This is a genomic window from Corynebacterium sp. MC3 (assembly GCF_900099485.1).
Lineage (GTDB): Bacteria > Actinomycetota > Actinomycetes > Mycobacteriales > Mycobacteriaceae > Corynebacterium > Corynebacterium pseudogenitalium.
Genome location: NZ_LT622809.1, coordinates 152841 through 167767, shown reverse-complemented (window position 1 = coordinate 167767; position 14927 = coordinate 152841). Strand labels below are relative to the sequence as shown.

General features: G+C 64.2%; 13 protein-coding genes and 2 pseudogenes. 5 read left to right on the top strand and 10 right to left on the bottom strand.

Annotation, left to right across the window (positions count from 1 at the left end; translation table 11 throughout):
- A partial coding sequence (mshA, locus tag BQ4436_RS00990) for a D-inositol-3-phosphate glycosyltransferase (protein ID WP_070975194.1) occupies nucleotides 1-1054 on the bottom strand: 1054 nt, incomplete at its 3' end.
- Between the two features lie 13 nt (nucleotides 1055-1067).
- A complete protein-coding gene (locus BQ4436_RS00985; protein ID WP_070363214.1) occupies nucleotides 1068-2036 on the bottom strand; it encodes a MinD/ParA family ATP-binding protein in 969 nt (322 codons plus the stop codon).
- Nucleotides 2037-2164: 128 nt separating this feature from the next.
- On the opposite strand from BQ4436_RS00985, the gene BQ4436_RS00980 reads away from it, so the two are divergent.
- Together BQ4436_RS00980 and BQ4436_RS00975 are read left to right on the top strand one after the other, a co-directional pair.
- The gene (locus BQ4436_RS00980; RefSeq protein WP_070975193.1) at nucleotides 2165-3862 is read left to right on the top strand and encodes a long-chain-fatty-acid--CoA ligase; all 1698 of its coding nucleotides are present in this window, start codon (nucleotides 2165-2167) and stop codon (nucleotides 3860-3862) included.
- 30 nt (nucleotides 3863-3892) lie between these two features.
- On the top strand, nucleotides 3893-5608 hold the full coding sequence (locus tag BQ4436_RS00975; protein WP_070975206.1) for a long-chain-fatty-acid--CoA ligase: 1716 nt from the start codon (nucleotides 3893-3895) through the stop codon (nucleotides 5606-5608).
- A gap of 4 nt (nucleotides 5609-5612) precedes the next feature.
- Here the strand turns inward: BQ4436_RS00975 and BQ4436_RS00970 are convergent.
- A pseudogene (locus tag BQ4436_RS00970) lies at nucleotides 5613-6651 on the bottom strand (UDP-N-acetylmuramate dehydrogenase).
- Between the two features lie 48 nt (nucleotides 6652-6699).
- Between BQ4436_RS00970 and BQ4436_RS00965 the strand changes: the two are divergent.
- The 3 genes and pseudogenes from BQ4436_RS00965 to BQ4436_RS00955 all read left to right on the top strand — a co-directional run bounded on the left by BQ4436_RS00965 (nucleotide 6700) and on the right by BQ4436_RS00955 (nucleotide 8765).
- Entirely contained in the window at nucleotides 6700-7176 is a 477-nt protein-coding gene (locus BQ4436_RS00965; protein WP_070975192.1) for a DUF2505 domain-containing protein, read from the top strand.
- A pseudogene (locus tag BQ4436_RS11415) lies at nucleotides 7169-8031 on the top strand (class I SAM-dependent methyltransferase). Before BQ4436_RS00965 ends, BQ4436_RS11415 begins: the two are co-directional and overlap by 8 nt.
- Nucleotides 8032-8036: 5 nt before the next feature.
- Nucleotides 8037-8765 carry an LmeA family phospholipid-binding protein gene (locus BQ4436_RS00955; protein WP_070975190.1) on the top strand — a complete coding sequence of 243 codons (729 nt, stop codon included), beginning with the start codon at nucleotides 8037-8039 and terminating at the stop codon, nucleotides 8763-8765.
- 6 nt (nucleotides 8766-8771) lie between these two features.
- On the opposite strand, the gene BQ4436_RS00950 is transcribed toward BQ4436_RS00955, so the two are convergent.
- From BQ4436_RS00950 to BQ4436_RS00920, 7 genes are all read right to left on the bottom strand, one after another.
- A complete protein-coding gene (locus tag BQ4436_RS00950) occupies nucleotides 8772-9077 on the bottom strand; it encodes a DUF2516 family protein (protein ID WP_256472911.1) in 306 nt (101 codons plus the stop codon).
- Entirely contained in the window at nucleotides 9077-9466 is a 390-nt protein-coding gene (locus BQ4436_RS00945; protein ID WP_143000747.1) for a CGLAU_01105 family protein, read from the bottom strand. The genes BQ4436_RS00950 and BQ4436_RS00945 overlap by 1 nt, the downstream gene beginning before the upstream one ends.
- A 13-nt stretch (nucleotides 9467-9479) precedes the next feature.
- Nucleotides 9480-10760: a DUF445 domain-containing protein gene (locus BQ4436_RS00940; protein ID WP_070975188.1), complete on the bottom strand. Its 1281-nt coding sequence runs from the start codon at nucleotides 10758-10760 to the stop codon at nucleotides 9480-9482.
- Between the two features lie 71 nt (nucleotides 10761-10831).
- Nucleotides 10832-11200 (bottom strand): hypothetical protein, encoded by a 369-nt coding sequence (locus tag BQ4436_RS00935; protein ID WP_070363220.1) that lies wholly within the window; start codon nucleotides 11198-11200, stop codon nucleotides 10832-10834.
- Nucleotides 11201-11230: 30 nt separating this feature from the next.
- Nucleotides 11231-11980 carry a succinate dehydrogenase/fumarate reductase iron-sulfur subunit gene (locus BQ4436_RS00930; RefSeq protein ID WP_070363221.1) on the bottom strand — a complete coding sequence of 250 codons (750 nt, stop codon included), beginning with the start codon at nucleotides 11978-11980 and terminating at the stop codon, nucleotides 11231-11233.
- Entirely contained in the window at nucleotides 11980-13998 is a 2019-nt protein-coding gene (locus BQ4436_RS00925) for a fumarate reductase/succinate dehydrogenase flavoprotein subunit (RefSeq protein ID WP_070975187.1), read from the bottom strand. The genes BQ4436_RS00930 and BQ4436_RS00925 overlap by 1 nt, the downstream gene beginning before the upstream one ends.
- Nucleotides 13999-14020: 22 nt before the next feature.
- Nucleotides 14021-14794: a succinate dehydrogenase cytochrome b subunit gene (locus tag BQ4436_RS00920; protein ID WP_070363223.1), complete on the bottom strand. Its 774-nt coding sequence runs from the start codon at nucleotides 14792-14794 to the stop codon at nucleotides 14021-14023.
- Nucleotides 14795-14927: the final 133 nt, after the last annotated feature.

Here is a 14927-nt window from a genome sequence, read left to right as displayed (position 1 = left end):
GGGTGCCGGTTTGGCCGTCGGCGACGACGATCGGCAGGCCGCCGACGGCCGCGGCGACCACGGGGGTGCCGGTGGCTTGGGCTTCGACGGCGACGAGGCCGAAGGATTCGTTGTAGCTGGGCACGGCGACGATGTCGGCGGCTTGGTAGACGTTCACGAGTTCCTGGGGCGGCCGCGGCCCGAGGAAGCGCACGATGTGACCCACGCCTTCCTCCTCGGCGAGGCGCTGGTACGTATCGACGCTCACTCCGCCACCGGAGGCGCCACCGCAGATGAGGACGCGCAGGGGGTAGTCGACACCGTCGCGAACGAGTTGACCGATGGCCCGGATGAGCACCTGCGGGCCCTTGAATTCTTGGAGGCGGCCGACGAAGGCGACCACTTTGGCGTGGACGGGGATGCCGAGATGGCGGCGCGACATTTCGGTGTTGCGGTTGGTGCCGGGGGTGTAGAGCTCGGTGTCGGCGCCGGGAGTGACCACGGCAATTTTGCCCGCGTCGACGTCGTAGTGGCGGGACAGTTCGGTGATTTCATCTTCGGTGTTGACCACGAGGCGGTCGGCGTTGTCCACGAGTTGTTGTTCGCAGATGCGGCGAGCTTCGCTTTCGGAGCTTTCGGCGCCAGACGCGTAGGCGTTTTTGACGGCGGCCCAGGTGTGGCCGGTGTAGATGAGGGGGACGTCGCTCAGTTCGGCAAGCAGCCAGCCGACCTGGCCGGAGAGCCAGTAGTGGGCGTGGATGATGTCGTAGTGGGCGTCGTAAATTCGGCAGAACTGTACGATGCCCCCGGCGAACGTGGCGAGCTGCGTGGGCAGTTCCTCTTTGGGCAGGCCCTCGTAGGGACCGGCGACGATATGGATGACCCGGAATCCGGGCTCGACCTCGGCGATTTGTGGCTGGCTGGGGCGGGTGGCGCGGGTGAACACGTCGACTTCGATGCCCTGGCGCGCGAGCTGCTGGGCGATGTTGAGGATGTACACGTTCATCCCCCCGGCGTCCCCGATGCCGGGCTGCTCGAGGGGCGAGGTGTGCATTGAAATCATGGCGACGCGCATGCCCGCCAGCGTATTACATCACCGCGTGGCGGTGCCACGAACCGAAGTCCGCTGCGACGGTCGCGGCGAGTTGCTGGTAGGCGCGCAGTGTGTCGGGTGCGAGGCGGTCCATATCGACGACGGCGCCTTCGGCGAGGTGGCGGTCGTATGGGATGGCGTGGACGGCACGGGTGCGGGCGGCGAAGTGTTCGGTGAGGCGCTCCATGTCGATGGTGGGTTTGCCCGGCGCGCCCGCGCTAATGACGACGACCGCGTTGGAGGCGAGCTGGTCGTAGCCGTGGAGGCTGAGCCAGTCGAGGGTGGCTGCGGCGGACTGGGCGCCGTCGAGGGCTGGTGAGGTGACCAGGACGAGCGCGTTGGCGAGGTCGAGGACGCCGGCCATGGCGGAGTGCATGAGGCCGGTGCCGCAGTCGGTGAGGATGACGTTGTAGTGGTGCTGCAGGATGTCGATGGCCTTGCGGTAATCAAGTTCGGAGAAGGCTTCGCTGACGGCTGGGTCGCGTTCGGAGCCGATAACTTCGAGGCGTGAGCTGGCCTGGTTGGTAAATGCCCGGACCTGCGGGTATCGCGAGGTGTCCTGCGCGAGCAGGAGGTCGCGGATGGTGGCGGGTGAGTTGGCGGTGGCGCGTTGCGCGAGCGTGCCGAGGTCCGGATTGGCGTCGATGGCGATGACGCGGTCGCCGCGGGTTTCGGCGAACACCCCGCCGAGGGCGATGGTGGTTGTTGTCTTGCCGACGCCCCCTTTCAGCGACATGACGGCAATCCGGTAGTCGCCGCGCAGGGGTGCGCGGATGGCGTCGATGAGTTCGTCGCGTTCGGCTTGGGCGCGGGAGCGCCCAGGGTTGATGCGGCCGCGGCTGGCGCTGTGGACAAGTTTGCGCCAGCCCTGTTTTGGCGGTGCTTTCACGGGATCGACCAGGTTGCTTTGGTCGAGGCCGGTTGGCGGTGTGAGGTCGGTGGTGGCGTCGAAAAATGTGGTCAATGGAATCCCCCCTTGTGTTTCCCCAGTGGCTCACGAGCGTACCTGATGTGGAAAACTAGCAAAACCTACCAAACCGTAGGTTATACTTTCCCTCACCTACTTTCGACTAGCTAACAAAAGGAGTGTTTATGGGAGCCTACGAAACCAAAGCCTGGCTTACGCACTACCCCGAATGGACCGACCCGAACCCGATCGTCGGCAGCGACACCCTCGTCAGCCTGTTCAATACCGCCGCAACCACCCACCCGGGCCGCACCGCCACCTGGTTCATGGGCAAAACACTCACCTACCAAGCCCTCAACGAGCAGGTCAACCGCCTCGCTGCCGCCCTGCAGCGCCTCGGCGTGGCACCCGGCGACCGCGTTGTTATCGCACTGCCGAACTGCCCGCAGCACGTCATCGCCATCACCGCGATCCTGCGCATCGGGGCCGTCGCCATCGAGCACAACCCGCTCTACACCGCCTACGAGCTGGAGAAACAGTTCCTGGACCACGGCGCGCGCGTGGCCATCGTGTTCGACCGGGAGGCCGAGACCTTCCACACGCTGCAGGAAACGACGGCGCTCGAGACGGTCATCGCCGTCAACCTTATCGACGCCATGCCCCGCCACCTGCAGCTCGCCCTGCAGGTGCCGCTCGGGTCGGTGCGCAGCCAGCGCGAGGAACTGCACAAGCCCGCACCAAAGGCGATCTCGTGGGAATCCCTCGTGGCGAAGCCCGCCACACCAACGAACCTGCCGACCATCGCGCAGTCCGACACCGCGTTCATCCTGTACACCTCCGGCACCACCGGCACCCCCAAGGGCGTGCCGCTGACGCACGCCAACGTGCTCTCCGTCCTCGCCGCCGGCGCACAGTGGGTCAAGGACTGGGGTGCCGTCAACGAGAAGGTGCTCGCCATCTTGCCGATGTTCCACATCTACGGCCTGGCGCTGAACTACGGGTTCCCGCTGACCGTCGCCGGCCAGATGGTGCTCGTCCCGGCGCCGAAGCCGAAGCTCTACCAGCAGGCCATCTTGAAGACGCGCCCCACCCTCCTGCCCGGCGTGCCGCTGCTGTACGAGCGGATTGCGGAGTGGGCCGTCGAAAAGAATGTGGACCTCTCCTCCTTCCACAGCGCGATCTCCGGTGCCGCAACCCTGCCGCAAAGCACCATTGAGCTGTGGGAACGCGTCACCGGCGGACAGCTCATCGAAGGCTACGGGCTCACCGAAACCTCCCCGATCCTGTGCGGCAACCCCCTCGACGGCAACCGGCGCCCCGGCTACATCGGCGTGCCGTTCCCGAACACCGAGATCCGCATCGCCAACCCGGATAACCCCAGCGAGACCATGCCCGACGGCGAGCCCGGCGAGCTGCTCGCGCGCGGCCCGCAAGTCTTCTCCGGCTACCTCAACAACCCCGAGGCCACCGAGAAGTCCTTCCACGAAGGCTGGTTCCGCACCGGCGACATGGCCGTCATGGAGCCCGACGGCTTCATCCGCCTGGTGGCACGCATCAAGGAAATCATCATCACCGGCGGATTCAACGTCTACCCGGACGAGGTCGAGGAGGCCGTGCGCTCGCACCCGGACGTCGAGGACGTCGCCGTCGTCGGCCGCCCGCGCGAGGACGGCTCCGAGGACGTCGTTGCGTGCGTCACACTTCGCGACGGCGCCCCGCTCGACCCGGAAGGGCTGAAGGAGCACGCTCGCCAGCGCCTGACCCGCTACAAAGTGCCGCGCACCTTCTACCACTTCGAGGACTTGAACCGGGACCAGACCGGCAAGATCCGGCGTCGCGCCGTCCAGCAGGAACTGGTGGCCATGCTGCAGTCCACACAATAGGTTACGGTAGCGTAGGGTAGGGCCATGACCTTGGACGCAAACACCACAAAGCCATGGCTGCAGTACTACCCGGAGTGGACCGCGCACTCGCTCGAGTACGGGTTCACCACGCTGCCAGGCATCTACGACGACAACCTGGAGCGCAACGCCGACAAGCCAGCAACCAGGTTCTTCGGCCGCTCCATGACCTACGCTGAGCTGGACAAGGAAGTCCGTCGCGCCGCCGCCGGGCTCAAGGCCTTCGGCGTACGCAAGGGTGACCGCGTGGCCATCCTGCTGCCGAACTGCCCGCAGCACGTCATCGCGTTCTTCGCGGTGCAGAAGCTTGGGGGCGTCGTCGTCGAGCACAACCCGCTCTACACCGCGAACGAGCTTCGCCCGCAGTTTAAAAACCACGGCGCCCGCGTGGCCATCGCCTGGGACAAGGCGGCCGACACCCTCGAGGCGCTGCGCACCACCACGGACCTGGAGACGGTCATCTCCGTGGACATGACCAAGGCGATGCCGAAGCTGCAGCAGCTCGCGCTGCGCATCCCGATCGCGAAGATCCGCAAGGCGCGTGAGCAGCTCACTGTGCAAAGCTCCAACACCGTACTCAAGACGGTGCCGTGGGAGACGCTGCTCGGCTCCGCGATCGGCGGCGAGGGCAACGACCTGGCCACCGAGGCGGACATTACCCCCGACGACCCAGCACTCATCCTCTACACCTCCGGCACCACCGGCGAGCCCAAGGGCGCGGTGCTCACGCACAAGAACCTGCACGCCAACGCGTGGCAGGGCGTCGCCTGGGTCAAGGATCTGCAGTCCGATTCGCAGCAGCGCATGCTGGCCACCCTGCCGTTCTTCCACGCCTACGGCCTGACGTTCTCGCTCACGCTCACGGTGCTCATCGGCTCCGAGGTTGACCTGCTGCCCGCACCAAAGATGGACCTCATCATGAGCTCCATCAAGAAGTTCAAGCCCACCTTCATCCCCGGCGTGCCCACCGTGTTCGAGCGAATTATCGACGCCGCCAACAACGAAGGCCTCAACATCAACGGTGTCAACACCGGGTTTTCGGGCGCGGCCTCCCTGCCCGTCGAGACGATCGAGGCGTGGGAGCGCGTCACCCACGGCCACCTCGTCGAAGGCTACGGCCTGACCGAGACCTCCCCGATCCTGATCGGTAACCCGGGCACCGCGGACCGCCGCGCGGGCTACATCGGCATCCCCTTCCCCGACACCGAGATCCGCATCGTCAACCCCGACAACCTGGACGAGGACATGCCCTACGGCGAGCCCGGCGAGATCCTCGCCCGCGGCCCGCAGGTCTTCTCCGGCTACCTCAACAACAAGGAAGCCACCGAGCAGGCTTTCCACGACGGCTGGTTCTGCACCGGCGACCTCGGCGTCATGGAGGAGGACGGCTTCATCAAGCTCGTCTCCCGCCTTAAGGAGCTCATCATCACCGGCGGCTTCAACGTCTACCCCGCCGAGGTGGAAACGGTCATGCGCACCCACCCCGATGTTGTCGACGTCGCCGTCGTCGGCCGCCCACGCGAGGACGGCTCCGAGGACGTCGTCGCCTGCGTGACACTTCGCGACGGCGCCCCGCTCGACCCGGAGGGCCTGAAGGACTTCGCGCGCAAGAACCTCACCCGCTACAAAGTGCCGCGCACCTTCTATCACTTCGAGGAACTGCCGAAGGACCAGCTGGGCAAGCTGTCGCGCCGCAAGGTGCAGGAAGAGCTCCTGTCCCGCCTGTAGGTGATTAGATCGACATCCCGACCCACACCGGCTCCGGCACCAGCCGGACGCCGAATGCGCGCTCCACACCAGCTTGCACGTCGCGGGCCAGGGCCACGATGTCGTCTGCCTTGGCGTTGCCCCGGTTCGTCAGCGCCAGGGTGTGCTTGGTGGACAGGCGAGCCGGGGCGTGCTCGCCGGGGTAGCCGCGCGGGAACCCGGCGCGCTCGATGAGCCAGGCGGCGGAGAGCTTCACACGCCCGTCCTCCTGTGGGTAGCGCGGCATCCCCTCAATACCGATCACATCTGCGACCGAGGCGTCCACCACCGGGTTGGTGAAGAAGGAGCCCGCGGACCAGGTGTCGTGGTCGGCCGGGTCGAGCACCATGCCCTTCGCCCGGCGCGTCTCCAGGACGGATGCGCGTGCCTCCGCGAGTGGGACCCGCTTTCCGCCGAGGTGGCGCAGCGGCGCCGACAGGTCCGACTCGGTCAGCTTCAGCTCGATCTCGAGGACCACGGCGCGGTGGGTGAACTTCAGGTTGGAGTAGCGGTATGCCAGCTCCAACGACTCCGGGGTAACCCACTCGTCCACGCCGGTCTCCCGGTTCCACAGGCGGACGCGGTGCAGCACGTCAGCGATCTCGGCGCCGTAGGCCCCCACGTTCTGCACCGGGGTGGCCCCAGCGGAGCCCGGGATGCCGGACAGGGCCTCAATACCGGCCAGGCCGTGCTCCACGGCGTAGGCAACCACGTCGTCCCACACGGTGCCGGCGCCGACGCGGAGGGTGGTGGCGTCGATAAGTTCGATGCCGGCGTTGCGCACGAGCACTGCCGTGACTGCCTGCGGGCCGTCGGCGACCACCAAGTTGGAGCCGCCGCCCACGACGAGCAGCGGCGCGCCTGCGGCGTCGAGACCGATGAACGGCAGTACGTCCCCCGTCTCTTATACACACCTCGATGTGGATAAGAGACAGGTCGAGACGCGCGACCGTCGCAGCGAGGTCCTCTGCGGTGTCGCAGCGGATCACATCAGCGGGGGTGCCGCCGACGCGCAGAGTTGTCATTGAGGCAAAAGATGTATCAGACACCCCATCAACGGTAGTCTGTTCACTATGACTGCACGTAGTGAAATCACCGTAACCATCAACCACCCTGCCCAGAAGGTGCGCGACGCCTTCGCAAGCAAGGATTACTGGGCGTTCATCGCGGAGAAGCTCTCTCCCGAACCTGGCGAGCTCCACGAGTTCGACGGCTCCACCGCCGTCCTCTTCGAGATCCTGCCGAAGTCCATCCTCCCGGAGGCCGCGCAGGCCATGATTTCGCAGGACCTGAAGCTGAAGCGCACCGTCAACACCGGCACGGACCCGATCACCTTCACCGGTGACGTCAAGGGCACTCCGGTCGACTTCGGCGGCGAGATCACGCTGACCGACAACGGCGACACCACCTCCCTGGCCTACGACAACGAGGCCAAGGTAGACATCCCGTTCATGGGCGCTGCGCTGGAGCCGAAGGTTGCTGAGGCGCTCGAGGAGATCGTCGAGAACGAGGCGAAGCTCACCGAGGAATGGATCACCAACAATCTCTAAGCATCACCACAATCTGCGCTCGCAGGCGGGCCACGGGCAGCCCTACGGGGTGATCACCCGGGGCACGACCGGCATCAACCGGCTGCGACGCTGCGATCGATGGACCCGCCACAACGCGCGGGTCATTTCGCTTTTGCGCGAGGGGCGCCCGCTGGCGCTCGACGTCGGCTACGGCGCCTCCCACACCACCACCTGCGAGTGGGCGGGTTGGCTGCGGCGCATCAACCCCAACGTCGAGGTCGTGGGCCTGGAGATCAACCCCGAGCGGGTCCTCCCGCCGCGCGACGGCGTCCGCTTCGAGCTCGGCGGCTTCGAGCTCGCCGGCTACCAGCCGCAGCTTGTGCGCGCGTTCAACGTGCTGCGCCAGTACGACGTCGCGGAAGTCCCCGACGTGTGGCGCACCGTCACCTCCAAGCTCGCCCCCGGAGGTCTCTTCATCGAGGGCACCTGCGACGAGCTCGGCCGCCGCAGCACCTGGGTACTTCTCGACGCCACCGGCCCCCAAACCCTCACCCTGTCCTGGGACCCATTCGACGTCACCACCCCCAGCGACCTCGCCGAACGCCTACCCAAGGCGCTCATCCACCGCAACGTCCCCGGCGAGCCCATCCACGACTTTCTTCGCGACGCCGACTCCGCCTGGGAACACGCCGCCGGCTGGGAGCCGCACGGCCCCCGGGCTGGCCCTTCTACACCTCTAGCTGGGAGCCGCACGGCCCCCGGGTGCGGTGGCGCCACGCCCGCGAGGCCCTTGCCCGCGACTGGCCGATCACCCCGGTGCGCCGTCGGCTCAGCGACAACACCGTCACCGTCGATTGGGCGGCTGTGGCGCCCAAAGGTGAGTCGCTACACTAGTGCGCATGAAAACCGTCTGGAAAGTCCTGATCGGCATCCTCGCCGCCATCCTGGTCCTGTTCATCGCCGCCGAAGCCGGCTCACGCGCCTACATCGGCAGCCAGATGCGCGACCAAGCCCCGGAGGGCACCGAGGTTTCCTTCGGCGCTTCCCCCCTGACGCTGGGTATGCTGCGCGGCACCATCCCGCACGTCACGGTGACCACGCCATCCACGCTGGTGGTCAACGGCGATGAGACCACCGGCCAGCCGGCCTCCACCGTGGAGATGGACTCCATCAAGGTTGACGCCAGCGGCAAGTCCGTCGCGGACACCCTGACCGCAACTACCGAGGTCCCGAGTGAGTTCGTGCGCGCGATGCTGAACACGCAGCTGCAGCAGAACATCGGCAGCGATTTCCTCTCCGCGCTCATCAACGTGTCCGAGGTGACCACCTCCCCCGAGGACGGCACCTTCACCGTCGAGTTCAGCGGTGGTGCCGCTGCAGTTTCGCTTCGCCCCGAAATCGACGACGCCGGAGGGTTCTCCGTCCAGGCCGTCGACACCTCGCTGTTCGGCAACACGCTGCCGGATGAGATCTCCTCCGCGATTACCGAGGCCCTCACCAACGGCGTGGCCGAGTACACCGACCAGACGATGCGCATCACCGGCTTCGACGTCGTCCCCGGCGGCCTCCGCGTTACCATGCAGGGCCACAACGTGGACTTCGCCGAACTTCAGGCCTACCAGCAGTAGGCCTGCTTACCAGCCGTAATTCCCCCGCAAAATGTTGTTGATCTGCGGCCGCACATCGAAGTAGTACACACCGATGGCGACCGCGCCGATCCACGCCACGAACGGCAACGACAGCATGCAGGCGAACGCGGAACCTGCCAGAATGGCCACCCACGTGCCCTTCGACTGACGCCCCGCCGCCTCAAACGCATCCGGGCGCGTCGACGCCGCCATCACCGCCGCCACAATGCCCGCGATGGCCAGCACCCAAAACAGCAGCGCGTTCGCCATCACGGGCAGCGACATGATCAGCTGCTCAGCAGTGAGGGACATTACTTCTTGCCGCCCAAGTCAGCGACGCGCTCCTGCACACGCGCAACCACGGACTCGATGCGCTGCTTCGCGTCATCAGCGTCAATGTTGCCGAACGCATCGCGGATCTCCTCAGCGACCAGCTTGAACGCGTCCTTGGCCTCGCCGGCCTCGGCGGAGTCGCCGATGTTGCGCACGATGGACTCGGCGTCGCTCGCAAAGGAGGACACCGCGTCCTTCAGCTCCTTGTCGTCTCCAGCACCATCAAACGTGCTGCGAGCGTTGTCCACAGCCTGCTTCAGCTGCTCAGTCACATCGCCACCCAGCTTGCCGACGGCCTCCCCGACCGACTGCCCAGCAACCAGCAACGCATCCGCAATATCGCGCAGACCAGAATTTTTCTCAGACATCATCATTCTCCTTTTAGAAAAACAGCAACTGTGACACAGCGTATATAACAAGTCCGGCCAATGCACCCACGATCGTGCCGTTCACGCGGATGTACTGCAGGTCCTTGCCCACCATCAGCTCGATCTTGTCGGCGGCTTCCTGCCCGTCCCACTTCTGAATCGTCTCCGAAATAATGCCGACGATCTGCCCCGCGCCGTTCTCCGCAGCGAAGTGCGTCCACTTCTGCAGGTTGCGCTCGGCCGCCTCACGCGTCGCCGGCTCGTTGACTAGTTTCTCGCCCCACTCGTGCACCGTCAGGGCTATCTTTCGACGCACCAAACTCTCCGGATCCGACGCCGACTCAATAATCGCCGCCGACATCTGCCCCCACAGCCCAGCGGCCGCGTTCTGCACCGCATTCGACGCCATCACGTCCGCCTTCAGCTCCTCCACGCGCGTAATCATGGCGCCGTCGAACTGCAGGTCCTGCGCGAACTGGTTGATTTGGCGTCGAATAGCTCGGCGAGCCTCGTGGTCCTTGTCCTTATCGACGTCCGCCATGAACGCCACCAGCTCGTTATAGACCTTCGCACCGACGAGGTCCTTGGCGAACTTCGGCGCCCAAGCGGGCATGCGCTCGTCGATGGTGCGGACGATGGCGTCCTCCATGCCGGCGAGGCGCTCGTTGCCCCAGGCGACGATGTCGTCGACCACCGGCTCGATCTTGCCGTCCGCGATGAAGCCCTCCAGCGCGCGCCCGATCGGCGGTCCCCAGATCGGTTCCGCGAACCGGTCAATGACCTGTGAGTTGAGGAACTCCTCAGCCTCCGCTGGGTCGACCGCCTCAACGGCCTTGACCGTAAACTTGCCGACCTCCTCCGACACCCGCTTCGCGTTCTTCTCAAGCGACAACCACTTGCCTGCCCGCTCCGGGATGCCCGCCGCCATCACCTTCTCGGTGATGGTCTCCGCGTTGAGGAAGTTCTCACTCACGAAGTCACTCAGCGCGTCAGCCACCTGGTCCTTCTTGTTCGGTACCAAGGCCGTGTGCGGGATAGGCAGCCCCATCGGGTGCTTAAATATAGCCGCGACCGCGAACCAATCCGCCAGCCCGCCGACCATCCCGGCCTCCGCCGCCGCGCGCACGTACCCCACCCACAACGGCGCGGTACCCTGCGACTGCCACCACGAACACGTCAGGAAGATCACGGCCATCAGCCCAAGCAGGGCCGTCACCCCGATCTTGTACTTCCGCAGTGTCCTGCGGCGCTGTTCGTCCGCCTCGGTGAGCTCCATTAACGCGTGTGTAGCCATGCACTTGATTAAAGCAAAAATCTCCCCGCCACCATATTGAGCGTGGTGACGGGGAGACCTGGAGGTAGCCGCTAGTTGACGCGACCGGTTTGCTCGCGGTACTGACGGTAGGCCGCGCGACCCTTCACGATGAGGAACGCGCCGAGCACTAACGTCACAACCGCCTCTACGAGGCCGTACAGGATGAGCTGGCTGCTGACCTCAGCAGACGCACCATACCCGTACGTGCCAACAGTTGCACCCCAGATGGCAAGCCCCATACCGAACAGTGACGCCAAGATCAGGCCCATCGCTACCCACGTGGAGTAGCGCAGCAGCGAAGAGTGCGGCGCGGAGTACGACACCGGGTCGTAGCCTTCGACGTACAGGTCCTGAATCTTGCCCTCGTACTCAGGGAACGATTCACTGCGGATATCAGCTACAGCATGTTGGGACGCCATCGTTGTTTCCTTCCTCGTTTTATTCTCTGTTTAGTCGTCGCCGCCACGGACTGCCGCGCGGACACGCTCGGCGTTAATCGCGCCGACTGCATCCAGCGGAATGCCTGCAGGGCAGACGTCTGCGCACTCGCCGTACAGGGAGCAAGGACCGAAGTTGGTTTCCAACTCGTCGATCATCTTGCGTGCACGACGGCTACGCTCCAGCTTGCCCAGTGGCAGCAGCTTCAAGTGCTTCAGCTTAGCACCAGTGAACAGGTGCGCGGCGCCATTCGGGCACGCAGCCACACAAGCACCACAGCCGATGCAGGCTGCGTAGTCGAGTGCAAGCTCGGAGTCGTGGTGGTTGACGGACAGGGTGTCTGCGTCTGGGGCGGTGCCCGGGAAGACGGATACGTAGCCGCCCTGCTGCATCACGCGGTCGAGCGCGGAGCGGTCAACCACGAGGTCCTTGATGACCGGGAACACAGCGGAGCGGAACGGCTCAATCTTGAGGGTGTCGCCGTCGTTGTAGTTCACCAGGCGCTGCAGACATGCAGGGACGTTCTGGTCCGCACCGTGTGGGCGCCCGTTGATGGTCAGGCCACAGGTACCGCAGATGCCCTCGCGGCAGTCAGAAGCGTAGGTGAAAGGCTCCTTGCCTTCCTCAACAAATTGGTTGTTGACGTGGTCGAGCAGCTCCAGGATGGACATCTGCTCAACTGCGTCCGGCACCTCGACGGTCTCGAAGTGGCCTTCAGTTTCGGGTCCGGCCTGACGCCAGATCTCAAGTGTCAGTTTCATTACTTGTAGTTCCTCGTCATCAGTGGGATCGAATCGAAGTACAGTGGCTCGGCGTGACGCACGAACTGGTCGTTGCCCACGGTCTCCCATGCGGAGACGAAGCACCAGTTCTCGTCGTCACGGCGGGCCTCGCCGTCTTCGGTGAGGTGGTCCATGCGGTAGTGAGCACCACAGGACTCGTCACGGTCAAGTGCGTCAATGCACATCAGCTCGCCGAGGTTGATGTAGTCAACCAGTCGAAGCGCAGCCTCGAGCACCTGGTTCATCTCATCAGCGCGGCCTGGGATGTGGAGGTTCGCCCAGAAGTCATCACGCAGGGCACGGATCTTGTCGATGCCCTCGCGCAGGCTGTCGGCGGTACGTGCCACGCCACAGTGCAGGTAGAGGATCTCGCCAAGCTTGATGTGGAAGTACTCCGGGCCGTGCGGGTCGGAGCCCTTGATGTTCATCAGGCTGTCAATGCGCTGCTGCGCACGCTCAACGGCTTCGACGGATGCCGGAGCGTCCTCGCCGTACACCGGCTCGTTCAGGTGGTCTGCCAGGTAGTTCGGCACCGTGAACGGAATGGTGAACCAGCCGTCAACCGATGCGGACAGCAGCGAGTTCGCGCCCAGGCGGTTCGCACCGTGGTAGGTCCAGGAGCACTCGCCGGCTGCGAAGAGGCCGTCGATAGACGTCATCTCGTTGAAGTCGGTCCACAGGCCACCCATGGAGAAGTGCACCGTCGGCGCAATACGCATCGGGGCCTTGTATGGGTTCTCGCCGGTGGAGTCCTCGTACATCTCGAAGAGGTTGCCGTAACGCTCGCGGATAGTGTCCTCACCAAGGCGCTCGATGGAATCCTTGAAGTCCAGGTACGCCGAGTTGTGCAGCGGGCCAACGCCAAAGCCAGCGTTGAGCTGCTGGGAAATCGCGCGGGACGCAACGTCACGCGGCACGAGGTTACCGAACGCCGGGTAACGACGCTCCAGGAAGTAGTCGCGCTCGTCCTCTGGAATGGTGTTCGGGTCGCGGTCGTCGCCCTTTTCCTTCGGGGTCCAGATGCGGCCGTCGTTACGCAGGGACTCGGACATCAGCGTCGTCTTCGACTGCCAGCTCGCGTTCAGCGGCAGGCCGGTCGGGTGGAACTGAATGAACGCCGGCGACGCCAGGTACGCACCAAGCTCGTGCGCACGCATCATCGCGGAGGAGTTCGAGTTCTTCGCCAACGTGGTCTTGTGGTACACGTTGCCGTAACCACCGGTACCCAGCACAACAGCATGGCCGGTGAACGGGGTCAGGGAGCCGTCAATCAGGTTGCGGGTAACAATACCGCGGCAACGCTTCTTGCCGTCTTCCTCAGTAATGATCAGATCGATCAGGTCGTTGTGCGTGAAGATCTCAACGTTGCCCAAGTGGATCTGACGCTGCAGCGCCGAAGCGGTGGACAGCTGCAGCTGCTGGCCCGTTTGGCCACGGGTGTAGTAGGTACGGGAGACCTGCACACCACCGAAGGAACGGGTAGCCAGGGAGCCACCGTACTCACGCGCGAACGGAGCACCAATCGCGTTCATGTGGTCAATCACGCGGACCGACTCGACGGCCAGGCGCCAGCAGTCAGCCTCACGGCAGCGGTAGTCGCCACCCTTGACAGTGTCCTTCACGTGGCGGTACGCACCGTCGTTATCAACCTTCTTGCCGCGAGCAGCGTTGACGCCACCCTGCGCTGCAATGGAGTGTGCACGACGAGGAGCGTCATGGTACGTGAAGACCTGTACCTGGTAGCCCAGCTCGCCCAATGCGGCGGCAGAAGCACCGGCAGCCAAGCCCGTGCCCACAACGAGCACCTTGAACTTGCGACGGTTCAGTGGGGACACCAGCTGCATGTGGTCCTTCTGGTACTCCCACATGTCCTTCATCCGGACCTTGTGGCGGTCCGGCATTGCATTATCAAGAATGCGGCCAATGGTGACGCCAGGAGCCGAGGACTCCGGCTGGCGGAACACCTCGTCCTGCGTCTGGTTCAAAGAGGTAGTCATTAAAGTTTCTCCTAATCAGCCGTTAGCGGGTGTACCCCGGGATAAGACCAGCCATGATGGCCAGTGGCATGATGACGTTTCCAAGAACAACGATGAACGGCAGTACGTACCCCAACACGACCATTACGCCGCGTCCACGCTCGCCGAGCCATCCAAGGTCAGAAACTGCCAAGTACACACCGTGCGTCAGGTGCAGCAGCAGCGCAAGCATGGCAACCAGGTAGAACAGGGTCACGTACCAACGCTCAGGAGCGAAGGTTGCAATCAGGTTGTCACGGACATTGCCATGAACGAACTGCTCAGAAGCAACAACCGTGCCCGCGGTCAGATCCAGGATGTGGAAAATGATGAACAGCAGCAGGATGACGCCGGTCACCAGCATCCAACGCGTAGCGGTGGACTGCCAGCCTCCCATCAGGTTCGTGCGCTTGAACGTACCGCGCGACTCGGCGGAACGCTTCTTCAGAGTGAACGCACCATACACGTGCAGGATCAAGCAGGTCAGCAGGACGATACGGAGAATCCACAGGAATCCCCCGCGCGGGAACAGTGGTTCACCAAACGTGCGGAACCACTCGCCGTAGTCATCAATGTGTGCGCCGCCATCAGCCTTAAGCGGCATGAAAATCTTCAGGTTGCCCACCATGTGAACAAGAAGGAAGAGCGAGAAGATGAGGCCAGTGATGGCCATCTCGAGCTTTACTGCCCATGTTGGGAACCCTGGCCGCTCTCGTAGCGGCTTCTCAGTAATTTTTCCGTGACGAATTGCTTCACGGTCTGTTTTTTGTACAGTCATGGCACCTCCAGTGTCACAACCACTTTAGGCACCATTCTTCACTATTGCCTAGTCAGAGCATGTTTCTTTCGCCTGATTTTCACCCAAAATTCACCGCCTGGACGCGCTTGGCAAATTTTCGAAATTTTTAGCA

Excerpts from the sequence above, each read along its gene's own strand:
- BQ4436_RS00980 (WP_070975193.1), top strand. The coding sequence starts at position 2,165 with ATGGGAGCCTACGAAACCAAAGCCTGGCTTACGCACTACCCCGAATGG.
- BQ4436_RS00965 (WP_070975192.1), top strand. The coding sequence starts at position 6,700 with ATGACTGCACGTAGTGAAATCACCGTAACCATCAACCACCCTGCCCAG.
- BQ4436_RS00955 (WP_070975190.1), top strand. The coding sequence starts at position 8,037 with ATGAAAACCGTCTGGAAAGTCCTGATCGGCATCCTCGCCGCCATCCTG.
- BQ4436_RS00950 (WP_256472911.1), bottom strand. The coding sequence starts at position 9,077 with ATGTCCCTCACTGCTGAGCAGCTGATCATGTCGCTGCCCGTGATGGCG.
- BQ4436_RS00945 (WP_143000747.1), bottom strand. The coding sequence starts at position 9,466 with ATGTCTGAGAAAAATTCTGGTCTGCGCGATATTGCGGATGCGTTGCTG.
- BQ4436_RS00940 (WP_070975188.1), bottom strand. The coding sequence starts at position 10,760 with ATGGCTACACACGCGTTAATGGAGCTCACCGAGGCGGACGAACAGCGC.
- BQ4436_RS00935 (WP_070363220.1), bottom strand. The coding sequence starts at position 11,200 with ATGGCGTCCCAACATGCTGTAGCTGATATCCGCAGTGAATCGTTCCCT.
- BQ4436_RS00930 (WP_070363221.1), bottom strand. The coding sequence starts at position 11,980 with ATGAAACTGACACTTGAGATCTGGCGTCAGGCCGGACCCGAAACTGAA.
- BQ4436_RS00925 (WP_070975187.1), bottom strand. The coding sequence starts at position 13,998 with ATGACTACCTCTTTGAACCAGACGCAGGACGAGGTGTTCCGCCAGCCG.
- BQ4436_RS00920 (WP_070363223.1), bottom strand. The coding sequence starts at position 14,794 with ATGACTGTACAAAAAACAGACCGTGAAGCAATTCGTCACGGAAAAATT.